Raw genomic sequence first — 15,550 nt, forward strand, 5'->3', positions numbered from 1 at the left:
GCGGGGCACCTCGGTGGGAAGGCTGAAGGGCGGCGGAGCATAGCCCTTCGTTTCGGCGGTTGAACCTTCGAGGTATGTAAAACCCATACCGCCGAACATCACATCCATCACCCAGACTGAGGGTTTCACATGGCTGACGAACGACCGCTTCCCCGCTTCCAGCCCCGACGGCAGCTCGGGCGCACGGGTTTCCTCGCCACATCGGTGGGCATTGGGGACCTGGCGGACCGCTCGGTGCCTTTGGAGCGGTGCGTCGCCACGCTGCACCGCGCCATGGACGCGGGGCTCAACGTCATCGACACCGCTCCCGGGTACGAGGACGGCTACAGCGAGCAGATCGTCGGCGAGGCCCTGCGCGGTCGGCGCGAGGGCATGTTCGTCATCGACAAGGTGGACTTCCTGGATCAGCCGGTGACTCCGCAGGTGGAGGAGAGCCTGCGTCGGCTTCAGCTGGAGGCGGTGGACCTCTTCGTCTTCCACAACCTCTCGAAGCTGGAGACGTGGGAGCGGCTCGCCGCGCCAGGCGGGGGTCTGGAGGAGCTGGAGCGCTGCGTGCGCCAGGGCAAGGCCCGCTTCCGGGGCATCTCCAGCCACCACCCGGATGTGCTGCGCGCCGCGCTCGAGTCCGGCCGCTGTGACGTGGTGATGTTCCCCGTGGGGCCCTTCGTCCACCCGCGCTACGTGGAGGAGATTCTCCCGCTGGCGAAGGCGAGGGGCGTGGGGACGGTGTGCTTCAAGACCTTCGGGGCCGGCAAGTTGCTCGGAGACACCGAGGGTTATGGGCGGCCGCTTCAGGTGCGTCCGCGTGGCAAGGTGAGTTCGGGCGGGGAAGAGACGGCGGCGCCTTCGCTGCCGCACCTCGGCGTGGAGGAGTGCGTGCGCTACACGCTCACGTTGGATCCGGACGTGGCGCTGCTGGGGATGAGCTTTCCCAATGAGCAGGATGCCGCGCTGCTCGCGGCCTCGGCCTTTCGGCCTCTCACGACCGAGCAGATGGTGGATGTGCGCCGACGCGCGGTTCGCGCCATGGAGGGCAAGGGCTCCGTGTGGTGGAACCCCTAGGTCGGCAATACCCTCACCCTGACCCTCTCCCAGAGGGAGAGGGGATGTCCTCTAGCCCTGGCCCTGGGCCACGGCTGCGAGCATCCTCGGCTGGAGCATCTGGTGCAGCTGCGAGATGAGGACCGCGGGCTGCACCGGCTTGATGAGGTAGGCGTCGCCTGCCTCGGGGATACCCGGGCGGGGAGCGTGGCCGCTGATGAAGACGAAGGGGACCTTCTCGAGCGAGGGCTCGGCCCGCACCCGACGGCACAGCTCGTACCCGTCCATGCCTTCCATGTTCACGTCCGACACGATGATGTCGGGCGGATTTTCGCGGGCCAGCTCGAGCGCGGACGCTCCATCCTCGGCGATTGCGCAGTCGAAATCTGGGGACAGCAGGAGCCTCAGCGTCTGGCGCATGGACCACGAGTCATCCACGATCAGGACTCTGGGTTTCACAACGGTCTCCACGTCAAGGGGGCTGCTTCCGGGTCATTTTCACCGGGGGTGTCCGCTGTCCTATTTCTTCCAGCGAACCTGTTCAGTTTCGCTCGATTTGCCTGAATAAGGAAGGGGGTTGGACCTGTTTTCCGTACTCCTACCTTAGGGGTGGATCGGCGCGGTTTGGTCCTTCGGGAGGAGTCCCATGTCGGTGGTGTCCCTGGACAGCAAGAGCTTCGGACCGGCGCTGGCGAGGCCTGGCATCCTGCTCATTCACTGGGGGGCGTCGTGGTGCGCACCCTCGCGCACCTTCGGTCCCGGCTTCGAGCAGGTGGCTCGGCGGCACCCGGATGTGACTTTCGCGAAGGTGGATGTGGACGCACAGCCCGAGTTGGTGGAAGTGCTCGGAGTGCAGGCGCTGCCCGCGTTGATGGTGTTCCGCGACGGCTTCCTGTTGCTCAACCATGTCGGAGCGCTGCTGGCGCCGATGCTGGAAGATCTCATCCGTCAGGCGCGCGCGCTGGACATGGACGACGTGCGGCGCAAGGTGGCGGAGTACCGGGCCAGCAAGGTGCGGGTCCGGGTGGGTCTGCACGCGGAATGAACGTCGTCTAGAGTGCGCGCGTCCATGCATTCCGCGCACTCCCACGCTCCGAGCGCCGCTTCGGTTGATTCTCCTGTCGTGTCTCGCCCGCTCGGGGTGCGCCTGCTGTGGATGGGAGTGGGCTTTGCCGTGATGGACGTGTACCTGAACGTCCCCAACTTCGTGCAGCTCGCACCCGTGGCGTGGCTGGGGCTCTACGCCGCCTTCTTCCCGCTGGCCCATGCGGTGGGGCGATGGACTGGAGCGGGAGGACTGGGCGCGCTGGGGCTCGCTCCGCACCGGGGCTGGGCTCGCAACCTGGGGCTGGGCTTCGTCTTCTGCTCGGCGCTGTGGGCGCTCAAATACGTTGTCCTGTGGGCCTTGGGGGCTTTCCAAATCGAGGGCGCGCGTCCCGCTGGGGAGATCTCGGGGCTGGTGTTGCAGGCCGCGTTGGCCATGCTCCTCTCGTCCGCCACGGATGACGTGCTCGTGCGCGGGTACCTCGTCCGTCACCTCTCGGGCGTTCTGTCTGCCGGCGCGCTCGTTGCGTTCACCACGTTCGTCTACGTCATCAACCACGCCTGGTACGTGCACCTGACGCTGGAGTCCTCGCTGTACCTGGGGCTCCTGGGGGTGATGTTCTCGTTGGCGTTGGTGCGGACCGGCTCACTCTGGCTGAGCATCGGTCTGCACTGGGGCGGCAACGTCGTGTACCGGTTGTATGACGGCTTCGATGCGCAGGGCGGAGTGCTGCGACGGGTGATGCTCCCCGAGGCTCCGTGGCACGAGGGCGTCAAGCTCGCAATGACGGCGCTGACGCTCGCCGCGCTGTTCCTCCTCTTCCGGTTCACAGAGAAGAGCGAGCGCGAAGGCCCGTTGTTCGCGCGCGGCTGACACCGGCACGGGTGCCGGCCGCGCGGGGAGGGGGCCTCACCGACGGCCGGGTCTGCCCGAGGGGTCTTCTCGCGTCTCGTTCGCCGGAGCCTCGCGCTTGTAGACGTCCTCGTTGATGTCGTGGTTGCGGACGGGGTCCTTGTCCGTCTGCTCCTCCCACTCCTCTCCCTCCTCCACCCGAGCCTCCCAGGCCGTGTCCTGCGAGGGGCCGGGATTCACATCGGCGCGAGCGCGCTCGTTGATGTCCCGCGCCACCCGTGCCGCCGCCTGGTCGATGGAGTCCTCCATCGCGCCCGCGTTGCGTGGCTGGAAGTTCTGCCCGCGTTGATCCGGGACGTACTGATCGTCGCCGACGTTCGTCATCTCGGGGGCGTCCCGGCCCTTGTCCGTGGGTTCCTTCGTCCTGCCCGTGGGAATCTTGGGGGTGTCGGCCATGGGTGTCTCCGTCGTCTGCGTGCCTGATGCTGCTCGACTCAACTTCGACACGGTGGCGCACCGGACAACCTCTCCGGCACGCCGGGGCCCGGCTGCCCGCCTGGGCGAGAGGGGACTACTGGCCAGCGCTTCCACTGCCGCCGATGCCTTGCTCGGCGTCGGGCCGGGCCACCTCGGCGACGAGTGTGTCCAGTACGGAGGAGAACTCGGCCGTGGGAGCAGCGACGCTGCAGGCCGCGCCTCCATGCACCAGGCCCACCACCTGGAGGTGGCGATCCACCACGGGCGCGCCGGAGTCCCCCTTCTCTCCGTGCAGGCTGGTGAAGAGCGCCTGGGGCACGCCCGGCAGGGAAGGGCAGCGCCCCAGCTTGCGCAGCTCCACCGCTTGCGGCTCGCTCGGACGGTCATTGCGGCCGGCGAAGAGGAGCTCCTGTCCCGGGATGGGCAGGGTGGTGGCCACGGCCAGCGGGTGCACCGGGGCCGCCTCGTCAAAGCGGATGACGGCCACGTCCCTCCTGGGGTCCACGAGCTTCACCACGCCGCTGAGCATGTGCCCGTTGCGCAGCACCACGGGTTGACGCTCGCCGGTGGCCACGTCGATGCAGTGCGCGGCGGTGAGGGCATGGCGTCCATCCGCGACGACGACACCCGCGCAGTGGCCCGGGAAGAGCGTCACCGTGGCGTCCTTCAGGGCGCGGAAGTCCGCCCCGACGCGGAAGTCCGCGGGCGGCTCCTCCTGCTTCTTCGAAGCGCCGCAGGCCGCCAGCGCCGTCACGGCCAGGACTCCGGCCAGCCTCGAGAGCCTCATCGCACGCATCCCCGTCCTCCCGCGGCGCAGTCGGTGCCCCGCTGGGACTGACGATGTGCATGCCTGGACAGACGGTATTCCCGCAGGTCCGCTCAGCAGGCATGCGACCACGAGACGAAGCGGGTGCTCGCGGGCTAGGGTGCGCGCCCCATGTCTCCGGGAGCCTCGTCATGAATGCCCTCGTCGAGCTTGTGCTCGTGCTCGTCGTGCTGGGGTTCGCCGTGAAGTTGCTGCTCCTCAATTTCTGGCGCGCCGTCCTCTTCTTCTCTCCCTCGAGCGTCCGCGTCCGGCCTGAGGCTCCTGCCGAGCAGATGGACCTGCCCGCGGAGCTCGCTCCCCTGGCGGGCCAGCTTCGCGCCCTCGGCTTCGTTCCCTTGGGGCGTCATGTGGAGAAGCCCCGCTTCCATCGGGGCACCCGCTCTTACGATTTCGCACACGCTGGTGAGCGCACCTTCGCCACCCTTCATTTCGCTTCCGAGGGCCTCCCCCGCCTCTATCTGCTCACCCCGCTCGCTCCCGAGGGGTTCGTGCTCACCGCCGGTTACAAGCGGCCGGGTTTCGAGCTCCCCGGTCGTTATCGCTCAGGGGGTTTTCCGGATGCGTCTCCCGAGCGCCTGCTCCAGGCCCACCTCGAGCGGCTCCAGGGCCTTACTCCCGCGGAACACTTCACCTGGGATGCGCGGTTACAAGCGGGGCAAGCATGGTACCGGGGGGCCGGTCAAAGGGAGATTCGACGACAGAACCTCCCAGGAGTGTTGTGGACCTTCGTGGCCCTTGCCATCGTCGCCAGTCTCTTCCTGGGTGGCGGGCGCTCGGCTTGATGCACCTTGGGCGTGCGCTGCGCCCCCATTGAGAGTAGGAAGAGTACAATTTTTCAGCCCGTTTGGAGCCGTCCCGCGATGAAGAGCGTGTCCAAGAGCGAAGAGATCTACTTCCTGTCCGGTAAGCGTACCCCGTTCGGTACGTATGGCGGCTCGTTGAAGGACTTGAGCGCCACCGATCTGGCCGTGGAGTCGGCGCGGGCCGCGCTTGCGCAGGCGAAGGTGTCCCCCGAGTCCATCCAGCACGTCATCTACGGCAACGTGGTGCAGACGAGCGCGGACGCCATCTACCTGCCGAGGCACGTGGGCCTGCGCACGGGCGTGCCGGTGCCGGTGCCGGCGCTGGGCGTCAACCGGCTGTGTGGCTCGGGCTTCCAGGCCTTCATCACCGCGGCGGAGATGATGCTCACCGAGCAGGCCGACTGCGTGCTCGCTGGTGGCACCGAGTCCATGAGCCAGGCGCCCCACGTCATCCGCGGCGCGCGCTGGGGCATTCCGCTGGGCAAGGGCGGCATGGAGGACATGCTCTGGAGCGCGCTCACGGACAGCTACACGGGCCAGCCCATGGCGCTCACCGCCGAGCAGCTCGCGGTGGACTACAACATCTCCCAGGACGCGGTGGACGAGTACGCGGTGCTCACGCAGAAGCGCTTCGCCGCCGCGCAGGAGTCCGGCCGCTTCGAGCAGGAGCTCTCGCCCGTCACGCTGAAGACGAAGAAGGGCGAGACGCAGTTCGCCCGGGACGAGCACAACCGGCCGGACACCACGGTGGAGGGGCTCAAGAAGCTGCCCAAGGTCTTCAAGAAGGACGGCGTGGTGCACGCGGGCGCGGCCAGCGGCATCTGCGACGGCGCGGGCTCCATGGTGATGGCCACCCGGAGCTACGTGGAGAAGCACGGCCTGAAGCCCATCGCCCGGCTGGTCAACTGGGGCATCTCCGGGTGCGATCCGAAGGTGATGGGCATCGGCCCGGCGCCGGCCATCCGCCGGCTGCTCGAGCGCGCCCAGTGCAAGCTGAGCGACGTGGAGCTCTTCGAGGTGAACGAGGCCTTCGCGCCGCAGTACCTCGCGGTGGAGAAGGACCTGGGGCTGCCGCGCGAGCAGACGAACGTGAATGGCGGTGCCATCGCGGTGGGCCACCCGCTGGGGGCCTCGGGCGCGCGCATCACCATGACGCTCGCCTACGAGCTCAAGCGCCGGGGGGCCCGCTACGGCATCGGCTCCGCCTGCATCGGTGGGGGCCAGGGTATCGCGCTCCTCATCGAGGCGCTCTGAACCTTTCGCTCTCCCGACGAATCAAACGGACCTATGACGATGAGCAATGAGCTGGACGCGAAGGCGGCCCGGGAGCGGGCCAAGGCGATCGCCGAGCAGCGCCGGGCCGAGCGCCGTAACCGCAAGCGCAAGTGCGTGGTGTGTGGGGTAGAGGAGAGTGACAAGACGCCGCTGGGGCCCCACCCGGAGGGCATCGGGCCTTCGTGCAAGGACGAGGTCACCTGCCAGGCTCGCCAGGCCGCGGCCTCCCGCTAAGCCTCACGCCCTTGGGGCGGCCGGGAACGTCCCGAGCCGCCCGCCCACCCTGGGGGGTAGGATGGGGATGTCTCGTAGAGAGCAGTGGAAGGGCTGGAATCTCGGGCCCTTTTCTTGAAGGCCGTCAAGACTCGCGGTAAACCTGCGGAATCTCTTCGGCTACACGAGGGTCGGAATGGGCGTCATCAGCTTCACGGGAGTCAAGGTGTTCTCCACCACGCTCGCGCGCGACCGCGAGAACATGGGTGAGAACATCACGAAGTGGCTCAAGGAGAACCCGAACCTGGACGTGGTGGACAAGATTGTCACGCAGTCCTCCGACAAGGAGTTCCACTGCCTGACCATCACCCTGTTCTACCGCCACAAGTCCTGAGCCGGACATTCCGGCAGGTGACGGCAAGCCAAGGGCGCTCTCCCCAAGGACGGGGATGGGCGCCCTTCGCCATTTGAGACGCCAGGAAGTGGACGAAACGGTTGCGAAGCGGGCCGCGTTCCCCCACCTTTGGACGACTCTCAAGTGTCCCGAGTGGAGGAGGTTTGATGCGACCGATGCGGAGCAGCTTTGGCGGCGGCGGATTCGGCTTTCCGAGCGTGCAATCCACGGCGGCCAAGCTGGCGATCGGGCTCGTGGCAGGCTCGTTCGTGGCCTTGTTACTGCGGGAGTCGGTGGGTCTGCTGCTCCTACTCTCTCCCCAGGCGGTCTTCCCCGGGCTGATGCTGTGGCAGCCCTTCACCTACGGCTTCGTCGAGACGAATCCGATGGGAATCATCTTCGGTGCCTTCGCCCTGTACTCCATTGGCGGCGGCCTGGAGATGAGCTGGGGCTCGCGCCGGATGCTGTGGGTGGTGTGGGGCGGCACGGCGCTCGCGGGCATCCTCACCGTGGTGCTGTCTCTCTTCTTCCCGCTGCTGCGCGCCTCCCTGTATACGGGCGGCTGGGTGATGGGCACCATCGCCTGGGTGGCCTATGGCCTGTCCATCGGGCGAGGGCAGACGAACTTCTGGGGCATCCCCATCACCGGTAATGTCTTCGCCGCCATCGGTGTCGGCTTCGTCGTGTTCAACGGGCTGTCGGCCGGGTGGATCAGCCAGGTGCCCGAGGTGCTCGCGCTCGGCATCACCTTCGTCGCCGTGCGCGGTGGCAGCCCCCGGCAGCTGTGGCTCCGGCTCCAGCACTGGCGGCTGCAGCGGCAGCTGCGTGGGCGCTCGCGGCACCTGCGCGTCATTTCGCGCGAGCGGCCGGATGACAGGTACCTGAACTAGTCACCCGGGGCTCAAGGGCACGTCCCGAGAGCGGCATACCCTCACCCTGTCCCTCTCCCAGAGGGACAGGGGAGGGGGCTTAGTTGGGGTGCTCGCCTTCGCCGTACTGCTTCAGCTTCCGGTAGAGCGTGGCGATTCCGATGGCGAGCTGCTCCGCCGTGCGCGCCCGGTTTCCTCCGTTCCTCGCCAACACCGCCAGGATGTACTCGCGCTCCATCTCCTCCAGCGTCCGAGGGGAGTCTCCCGGCAGCAGGCTCGGCGGCGCCGCGCGCACCTCCTCCGGCAGGTCGTCCTTCTCCACCCGCGTGCCCTCGCACAGCGCCACCGCGCGCTCGATGGCGTTGCCCAGCTCGCGCACGTTGCCCGGCCACCCGTAGCGCAGGAGCTGGTCCGCCGCTTCCGGTGACAGTCCCATCACCCGGCGCCCCAGCCGTTCCGTCGCCTCCGCGAGCAGCATCCTCGCCAGCGGCAGGATGTCGTCGCGCCGCTCCCGCAGCGGCGGCACCCTCAGTTCGATGACCCGGAGCCGGTAGTAGAGATCCTGCCGGAAGCGGCCCGCCACGACCTCCGCCGGAAGGTTCCGGTTGGTGGCCGCCACCACCCGCACGTCCACCTTGCGGCTCTGGTTCTCTCCGACGCGCCGCACCTCCTTCTCCTGCAGCGCGCGCAGGAGCTTCGCCTGCATCGCCGCGGGCACCTCGCCCACCTCGTCCAGGAAGAGCGTGCCTCCGTGTGCCGCCTCGAAGAAGCCCGGCCGGTCGTGCGTGGCTCCCGTGAAGGCGCCCCTTGCATGGCCGAACAGCTCGCTCTCCAGCAGGCTCTCCGTCACCGCCGCGCAGTTCACCGCCACGAAGGCCTTGTGCGCCCGGCTCGACTCTTCGTGGATGAGCTGGGCGATCCGCTCCTTGCCCACGCCGCTCTCTCCGGTGATGAGCACCGTGGAGTCCACCTTCGCCGCCCGCCGCGCCAGGCGCAGCACCTGCTGCATGGCCTCGGTGCGCGCCACCATGCCCGCAGGATCCTCCGGCACGCCAGACACCCGCGCCAGCGTCTGCCGCTTCGCCCTGAGTTTGCGCTCGGCCTGCTTCAGCGCCTCCGTCACCTGCGCCAGCGCTCCCTCCATGCACTGCGTCTCGTAGAAGCGCAGCGCTTCACGGCACTCGGGGCTCCACTCCTCCTCCGGCTTGCCGATGATCTGGCACACCGGGTCCCCCTTGCCCACGCAGCGCGTCTCGAGGCAGTACACGGACTTGCCGTTGCAGTAGCTCATGTAGCCACTGGCGAAGCCCGTCAGCGCCCAGCACACCGACTCTTCCGCCTTACCCATGTGCAGCAGGTGCTGCTCCGCCTCGTATGAGTCGTGCCACAGCGCCTCCGCGAAGGGCTCCGGGCCGTCCTCCGTTTTGCGCTCCACCCGCTCCAGCACCACCTGTCCCTGCAGCGTGTGCAGCCGCCCTCCCGCCCGGCGCCACTGCGCCTCATCCTCCCAGGGGTAGGCGGTCTTCATCGTCTCCGCCGTCCGCCAGCCGTGGGCAAAGCCCAGCCGAGTGAGCATGCCCCTGGCCGCCGTCATCCCCACGGTCGAGATGAGCTCCTTGCGCAGCAGCCCCAACACCACGGGATCCAACAGCAGCACCCGCTGGCCCGCGAAGTGGATGAGCCCTCCGTTGGGCTCGAAGGACAGCAGCTCTCTCAGGTCCAGCTCCAGCCTCGGCGCCATGGGGGCTTCCTCTCAGGATGATGGCTCTATCTATCGTTTTGAGAGACCCGGCGCGAGTTGAAGTTCCTGGGGTAAGTGATTCCAATGGGTTGGAGGGTTGACTTCCCTGGCCTGGGGGTTGCTATGAAGTCTCCGCGTGACGCTGTTCAGCAGTTCCCCAACGGAGAGAACCACCATGAAGCTGTCCCTGAAGCCCGCCATCGCCGCCCTCGTGCTCGCCGCCCCGTCGTTCGCGTTCGCCGCCGAGTTCGACATCGACTCGGCCCACTCGGCCGCGCAGTTTTCCGTGAAGCACATGATGGTGTCGAACGTGCGCGGCGCGTTCTCGAAGGTGACCGGCAAGGCCAACATCGATGAGAAGGACATCACCAAGTCCACCGTGGAGGCGACCATCGACGCCACCACCATCAACACCAACGAGCCCAAGCGCGACGAGCACCTGCGCAGCGCGGACTTCTTCGACACCGCGAAGTACCCCACCATCACCTTCAAGTCGACGAAGGTGCAGAAGGCCGGCGCGAACCTGAAGGTGACCGGCGACCTGACCATGCACGGCGTGACCAAGCCGGTGGTGCTGAACGTGGAGGGCTTCACCACGGAGTCGAAGGATCCCTGGGGCAACATCAAGCGCGGCGGCACGGCCACCACGAAGATCAACCGCAAGGACTTCGGCCTGGGCTGGAACAGCGTCCTCGAGACCGGCGGCGTGGCGGTGGGTGAGGAGGTTTCCATCACCCTCGACCTCGAGCTGAACAAGAAGCAGGCGGCCCCTGCGGCGGCGAAGGACGCGAAGTAGTCGTCTGAGCAGGACAGGGCTGTTGCCCGGAGGGGCCTCGGAGACGAGGCCCCTCTTTCATTTGCGGGCACCCTCTGCGGGCACCGCCAGCGCGAGGAGCCGCGCCAGCGGTGGAGCGGGGTGGCTCAGCCCTCGGCGACGGCCTGCACGCTCGCGCGGTAGATGAAGATGCGCGAGGTGTTGGTGCGCGTGTCCGCGGGGATGACGAAGAAGCCCTCTCCGCTTCCCTTGTAGTCGTTGGAGAAGCCGGCCACCTGGCGTCCGTCCGTGAAGGTGACGCGCACCTTCTGCCCCTCCGGCTGCGGCGGACGGCTGCCGGTGGCGAGCATGAAGAAGACGGCCTTCACGCGCTGGATGGGGATGCGCTCAGGGGCGAAGCCGGTCTGCTGCTCGAGCGGGATGGCCTCATCGAGCAGGTCCACGTCTCGGATGGCGCCGCGCTTCACCTGGCCCTCCACCGTGTGGATGATGACCCGGTGCTCACCCTCGATGAAGGCATTGACGGGGGTGAGGGGGACTCCGACGGACGCGGTGGACTGCACGGCCGCAAGGCCGCTGAGCGTCGCGCGAGGAGGTGGCGCCCCGGGCACCATCACCGCACCCATCGCGATGGTGGCGGCAGTCGGCATGGGAGTTTTCGCCGCCGCCAGAGGGGCCGGGGCCGCTACGGGGGCCGGGGGGGGCACGGGCGCCGCGCTTCGAGCCACAGGGGCGGGGGCCACGGGGGCCGGAGGCGGAACGATGGCGGGCGCCGCCGCAGGAGGCGGCTCCACGATGTCCTCCGAGAGGTCGATCTCCGGCATCTCGGGCTCGGCCTCCATGACGGGGAGGTCCACCTCGGGCTCGGCTTCCATGATGGGAAGGTCGGGCTCGGGTGCTGGGGGTGGGGCGTACGCGGCGGCCGGCTCGGGGCTGAACTGCTCCTGAGTGTGCTCGGCGAGCGGATCATGGCCCCACGCCGACTCCTGCTGCTGGCCGGACCAGTCCGACTGTGCATCGGCCGTTGGCTCGCTAGAGGACCAGGTGTCACTCGTGCCGAACAGGGAGGGATCTCGGCCGGGGCTCATGGGCTCGGCGTCGTAGGCCGCCGCGTTCCAGTCGGTCTGCGTGCCGCTGGCCTGCTGCGCCTCCCAGCTCGCTGCGTCCGTGGCGGGCGCGTTCCAGGCTGTTTCCGCGGGTGCGTTGGACCACTCGCCTTGGGACGCAGTCTCACCGCCCCAGGCCGCGCCCTGATCAACGGGGGCCGCCTCAGCGAGCGGCTGCGAGTCCGTGCCAGCGGCGCTCCATTCGGGCTGCACCTCCTCGACAGGGGCGCCCCAGCTGGCCTGCGGATCAGCGGCCTGCGCGGCGTTCCAGTCCTGCGCGGCGCCTCCCGTGGCCCACTCGGACTGGGGCTCGGCGGGCGCACCCCACTCGGGCTGGGCCTCCAGGACGGGCTGCTCCTCGACAGGCGCGGCCCACTCAGGCTGAGCTTCCAAGACGGGCTGCTGCTCGGCGGGGACACCCCACTCGGGCTGGGCCTCCAGGACGGGCTGCTCCTCAACAGGGGCGGCCCACTCGGGCTGTGTCTCGGAGGAGGGTTGCTGCTCCGTCGTCGTCCACTCGGGCTGGGCCTCCAGGACGGGCTGCTCCTCCATTGGCGCGGCCCACTCAGCCTGCGCTTCGGCGGGAGCACCCCACTCGGGCTGGGCCTCCAGGACGGGCTGCTCCTCAGCAGGAGTGGCCCACTCGGGCTGCGCCTCGGAGGGCTGCTGCTCTGGGGTCGTCCACTCGGCCTGCGCTTCGATGACAGGCTGGGGTTCAGCGGAAGCACCCCACTCGGGCTGGGCCTCCAGGACGGGCTGCTCCTCAGCAGGAGTGGCCCACTCGGGCTGAGCCTCGGCGGGCTGTTGCTCCGAGGTCGTCCACTCGGCCTGCGCTTCGATGACAGGCTGGGGCTCGGCAGGAGCACCCCACTCAGGCTGAGCCTCCAGGACAGGCTGCTCCTCGACAGGCGCGGCCCACTCGGGCTGAGCCTCGGCGGGAGCACCCACTCAGGCTGGGCCTCCAGGACAGGCTGCTCCTCAACGGGCGCGGCCCATTCAGTCTGTGCCTCGGTGGTCGCGGACGGCTCGGCGGGAGCGCCCCACTCGGGCTGGGCCTCCAGGACGGGCTGCTCCTCGACGGGCGTAGCCCACTCGGGCTGAGCCTCGGCGGGCTGCTGCTCCGATGTCGTCCACTCGGCTTGCGCCTCGATGACAGGCTGGGGCTCGGCGGGCGCACCCCACTCAGGCTGGGCCTCCAGGACGGGCTGCTCCTCAGCGGGAGTGGCCCACTCGGGCTGCACCTCGGAGGGTTGCTGCTCCGGGGTCGTCCACTCGGCCTGCGCTTCGATGACAGGCTGGGGTTCAGCGGAAGCACCCCACTCGGGCTGGGCCTCCAGGACGGGCTGCTCCTCAGCGGGAGTGGCCCACTCGGGCTGCACCTCGGAGGGTTGCTGCTCCGGGGTCGTCCACTCAGCCTGCGCTTCGGCGGGAGCACCCCACTCGGGCTGGGCCTCCAGGACGGGCTGCTCCTCAGCAGGAGTGGCCCACTCGGGCTGCGCCTCGGCGGGCTGCTGCTCCGAGGTCGTCCACTCGGCCTGCGCTTCGATGACAGGCTGGGGCTCGGCGGAAGCACCCCACTCAGGCTGGGCCTCCAGGACGGGCTGCTCCTCAGCAGGAGTGGCCCACTCGGGCTGAGCCTCGGCGGGCTGTTGCTCCGAGGTCGTCCACTCGGCCTGCGCTTCGATGACAGGCTGGGGCTCGGCAGGAGCACCCCACTCAGGCTGAGCCTCCAGGACAGGCTGCTCCTCGACAGGCGCGGCCCACTCGGGCTGAGCCTCGGCGGGAGCACCCCACTCAGGCTGGGCCTCCAGGACAGGCTGCTCCTCAACGGGCGCGGCCCATTCAGTCTGTGCCTCGGTGGTCGCGGACGGCTCGGCGGGAGCGCCCCACTCGGGCTGGGCCTCCAGAACGGGCTGCTCTTCGGCAGCACCCCACTCGGGCTGAGCCTCGGCGGCGGGCTGCTCCTCGACAGGCGCGGCCCACTCGGGCTGAGTCTCGGCGGCGGGCTGAGCCTCGGCGGCAGCGGCCCACTCTGGCTGAACCTCGATGGTGGTGGTGGGCCCGGCCGAATAAGCCCAATCCGATTGGGCTTCGTCTGCACTCAGTGGGCTGCCATACGCCGTGGTGCTCTCGACGTCGGTCCCGGCTGCCTCCGTTGCGGACGGCTCGCCTTCGGGCTGGTGGCCCCAGGTTGCGCTGGCCTCCGTGAACTGCGGAGTGCTCATGAACTCCGCGGCGCTCTCCAACGGGAGGCTCTCCCCGGTGCTCGTGTCTTCGGTTGCGCTCCAGCTGACGTCAGCTCCCGTCGTCTCGAGCGGGATGGGCTCGTCCGACACAGACGTGCCGGCCTGGTCCGCGTGTCCCAGGAAGTCCGAAGCGCTGGCGAGCGGGACGGCATCGCCCGCGTTGCCCCACTCCTCGGGCCGCGTGGCCTCGGGATCGAACGAGTCAGCGACCTCGATGGTGTCTGCCCGCAGGTCGGGCGCGACCTGCATCGGGTTCAGCTCCAGCGTGGGCACGTGGTCCGCGAATGGCACGCCCGAATCGGAGGCCGAAGGCTCAATCTCGGCACCGAGCTCACCCGCATCCAGAGTGGGCTGCTCCGCTCCAGCGGGGCTTGCGTCGAACGACTCCATCTCCTGAGGAGTCGTCTCCCACGGCGTCTCCATGGCCGGGGTCGCATCCGGCTCAGGCGCGGCCTGGAGCTCCGAGACATCAAAGGTGGGCGTCCCGCCGGCCGCGGACTGGAAGTCGTTCGCGTCCAGGGTGGAGACAGGCTCCGCGGCAGGCTGCTTCACCGCGTACGCGGGCAACGCGTACGACGCGGTGATCTCCATCGGGTTCTCTTCGTCGAGCAGGGCGACGTCCGGAGCTGCTGCGTCCGGCTCCGCATCCACCGCGAGCGGCACGGCGGCCCACTCATCCGCCACGGGGGCGGCGGACTCCTCGGCGAACATGGGCTCAGCCTGGAGCGGCATGTCGGGTTCAGGCTCGAGCAGCTCGATGTCGGAGGGGCTGATCTCGATGGTCCGTTGAGGCGTCAGCGGCGGCTCGGCGACGGGCGGCGCGGAGGCATGGGGAGGCGCCTCCAGGTCGGAGTTGAGCGCGGAGAAATCGTCCTCGCCCAGCTCGATGGGCCCCGCGGGCTCCGCGGGCATGGCCTCGCGCACGGGCTGCTGCGCCGCGAGCGTGGTCGCGGAAGGAGCAGTGACGTCGTTCCAGTCGCTCATGTCGACCGACTCGGGAACGTTCTCGGGGAGCGGCGTGATCTCGCTGACGGGCGAGACGTCGGTGTCGGTCACCTCGAAGACATCATCGGCGCTGGGCTCTGCGGCCTCGAGTGGCTCCGCTTGGGGCTCGGGCTCGGGCTCGGCGAGTGCCTCTGGCGTGGGCTCCTCCCAGGGCGCGGGCTCGTTCAGCGCGGGGACCTCGAGGTTCTCGCTCTCGAGGCTGAGCTTGACCGGATCCGGCATCGGATGCGGCTGCTGCGGCACGTACCCAGGCACTGGCGAGGCGTAGCTGGTCGCTGGCTGTGACTCGGCCGCGTAGGGCTGGCTCTGCGTGGCGGCGTAAGGATCCTGGCCCTGGTTCGGGTCGTAACCCTGGGTGGCGTCAGCCGCGTAGGCCTGATTGGGATCGTAGGCCTGGTTGGGATCGTAACCGGCAGGGTAGGCGTACCACTGGCCATCCTCGCCGTAGTAGCCCTGGGGCTGCTGCGCGTAGGCCTGGTTGGGATCGTAGCCCTGGTTGGGATCGTAGGCCTGGTTGGGGTCGTAACCGGCAGGGTAGGCGTACCACTGGCCATCCTCGCCGTAGTAGCCCTGGGGCTGCTGCGCGTAGGCCTGGTTGGGATCGTAGGCCTGGTTGGGATCGTAACCCTGGTTGGGGTCGTAACCGGCAGGGTAGGCGTACCACTGGCCATCGGCGCCGTAGTAGCCCTGGGGCTGCTGCGCGGGATCCATGGCCGCGGCAGGCTCCTGCATGGGCATGGCCTGGTTGACCAGGTGCCCCTGCAGCTCGTTCCAACGAGCCTCCTCCGAGGGGGAAAGATTCCCCCGCGTCCGCTTCTCATCCAGGAAGCGAAACTCCCTCATCGCCGCACGCGTGTCCGACATCCGTCACCTTGCTGCGGA

Annotated in this window: 15 protein-coding genes; 9 read left to right on the top strand and 6 right to left on the bottom strand. The window is 68.8% G+C overall.

The window, feature by feature from the left end:
- Positions 1 to 129 precede the first annotated feature (129 nt).
- Positions 130 to 1,062, top strand: coding sequence for an aldo/keto reductase (locus F0U60_RS11645; RefSeq protein WP_395818040.1), 933 nt, complete (start codon positions 130 to 132; stop codon positions 1,060 to 1,062).
- Between the two features lie 51 nt (positions 1,063 to 1,113).
- Here F0U60_RS11645 and F0U60_RS11650 read toward each other — a convergent pair whose 3' ends face one another.
- Positions 1,114 to 1,500, bottom strand: a complete 387-nt coding sequence (locus F0U60_RS11650) for a PleD family two-component system response regulator (RefSeq protein ID WP_395818043.1) — start codon at positions 1,498 to 1,500, stop codon at positions 1,114 to 1,116.
- Between the two features lie 187 nt (positions 1,501 to 1,687).
- Between F0U60_RS11650 and F0U60_RS11655 the strand changes: the two genes are divergently transcribed.
- Both F0U60_RS11655 and F0U60_RS11660 read left to right on the top strand, forming a co-directional pair.
- Complete coding sequence (locus F0U60_RS11655) at positions 1,688 to 2,086, top strand: thioredoxin family protein (RefSeq protein WP_395818046.1); 399 nt, start codon at positions 1,688 to 1,690, stop codon at positions 2,084 to 2,086.
- A gap of 78 nt (positions 2,087 to 2,164) precedes the next feature.
- Entirely contained in the window at positions 2,165 to 2,959 is a 795-nt protein-coding gene (locus F0U60_RS11660; protein WP_395818048.1) for a CPBP family intramembrane glutamic endopeptidase, read from the top strand.
- Between the two features lie 36 nt (positions 2,960 to 2,995).
- Here the strand turns inward: F0U60_RS11660 and F0U60_RS11665 are convergent, their stop codons facing one another.
- Positions 2,996 to 3,394, bottom strand: a complete 399-nt coding sequence (locus F0U60_RS11665) for a hypothetical protein (protein ID WP_395818051.1) — start codon at positions 3,392 to 3,394, stop codon at positions 2,996 to 2,998.
- Between the two features lie 115 nt (positions 3,395 to 3,509).
- Complete coding sequence (locus F0U60_RS11670; protein ID WP_395818054.1) at positions 3,510 to 4,211, bottom strand: serine protease; 702 nt, start codon at positions 4,209 to 4,211, stop codon at positions 3,510 to 3,512.
- Between the two features lie 161 nt (positions 4,212 to 4,372).
- On the opposite strand from F0U60_RS11670, the gene F0U60_RS11675 reads away from it, so the two are divergent.
- The 5 genes from F0U60_RS11675 to F0U60_RS11695 all read left to right on the top strand — a co-directional run bounded on the left by F0U60_RS11675 (position 4,373) and on the right by F0U60_RS11695 (position 7,816).
- Entirely contained in the window at positions 4,373 to 5,023 is a 651-nt protein-coding gene (locus F0U60_RS11675) for a hypothetical protein (protein WP_395818056.1), read from the top strand.
- A 78-nt stretch (positions 5,024 to 5,101) separates the two neighbouring features.
- Complete coding sequence (locus F0U60_RS11680; RefSeq protein ID WP_395818059.1) at positions 5,102 to 6,298, top strand: acetyl-CoA C-acetyltransferase; 1,197 nt, start codon at positions 5,102 to 5,104, stop codon at positions 6,296 to 6,298.
- Between the two features lie 39 nt (positions 6,299 to 6,337).
- Positions 6,338 to 6,553: a hypothetical protein gene (locus tag F0U60_RS11685; RefSeq protein WP_395818062.1), complete on the top strand. Its 216-nt coding sequence runs from the start codon at positions 6,338 to 6,340 to the stop codon at positions 6,551 to 6,553.
- Between the two features lie 175 nt (positions 6,554 to 6,728).
- On the top strand, positions 6,729 to 6,926 hold the full coding sequence (locus F0U60_RS11690) for a hypothetical protein (RefSeq protein ID WP_203411594.1): 198 nt from the start codon (positions 6,729 to 6,731) through the stop codon (positions 6,924 to 6,926).
- Positions 6,927 to 7,093: 167 nt separating this feature from the next.
- A complete protein-coding gene (locus F0U60_RS11695; protein ID WP_395818064.1) occupies positions 7,094 to 7,816 on the top strand; it encodes a DUF1751 domain-containing protein in 723 nt (240 codons plus the stop codon).
- 79 nt (positions 7,817 to 7,895) lie between these two features.
- Here the strand turns inward: F0U60_RS11695 and F0U60_RS11700 are convergent, their stop codons facing one another.
- Positions 7,896 to 9,536 carry a sigma 54-interacting transcriptional regulator gene (locus F0U60_RS11700; RefSeq protein ID WP_395818067.1) on the bottom strand — a complete coding sequence of 547 codons (1,641 nt, stop codon included), beginning with the start codon at positions 9,534 to 9,536 and terminating at the stop codon, positions 7,896 to 7,898.
- Positions 9,537 to 9,711: 175 nt separating this feature from the next.
- On the opposite strand from F0U60_RS11700, the gene F0U60_RS11705 reads away from it, so the two are divergent.
- Positions 9,712 to 10,332: a YceI family protein gene (locus F0U60_RS11705; RefSeq protein ID WP_395818069.1), complete on the top strand. Its 621-nt coding sequence runs from the start codon at positions 9,712 to 9,714 to the stop codon at positions 10,330 to 10,332.
- 125 nt (positions 10,333 to 10,457) lie between these two features.
- On the opposite strand, the gene F0U60_RS11710 is transcribed toward F0U60_RS11705, so the two are convergent.
- Together F0U60_RS11710 and F0U60_RS11715 are read right to left on the bottom strand one after the other, a co-directional pair.
- Positions 10,458 to 11,399, bottom strand: coding sequence for a DUF6982 domain-containing protein (locus F0U60_RS11710; protein WP_395818072.1), 942 nt, complete (start codon positions 11,397 to 11,399; stop codon positions 10,458 to 10,460).
- On the bottom strand, positions 11,396 to 15,532 hold the full coding sequence (locus F0U60_RS11715; protein WP_395818074.1) for a hypothetical protein: 4,137 nt from the start codon (positions 15,530 to 15,532) through the stop codon (positions 11,396 to 11,398). The genes F0U60_RS11710 and F0U60_RS11715 overlap by 4 nt, the downstream gene beginning before the upstream one ends.
- Between the last annotated feature and the right edge of the window lie 18 nt (positions 15,533 to 15,550).

The sequence above is a fragment of the Archangium minus genome, assembly GCF_044360475.1.
GTDB classification, from domain to species: domain Bacteria; phylum Myxococcota; class Myxococcia; order Myxococcales; family Myxococcaceae; genus Archangium; species Archangium minus.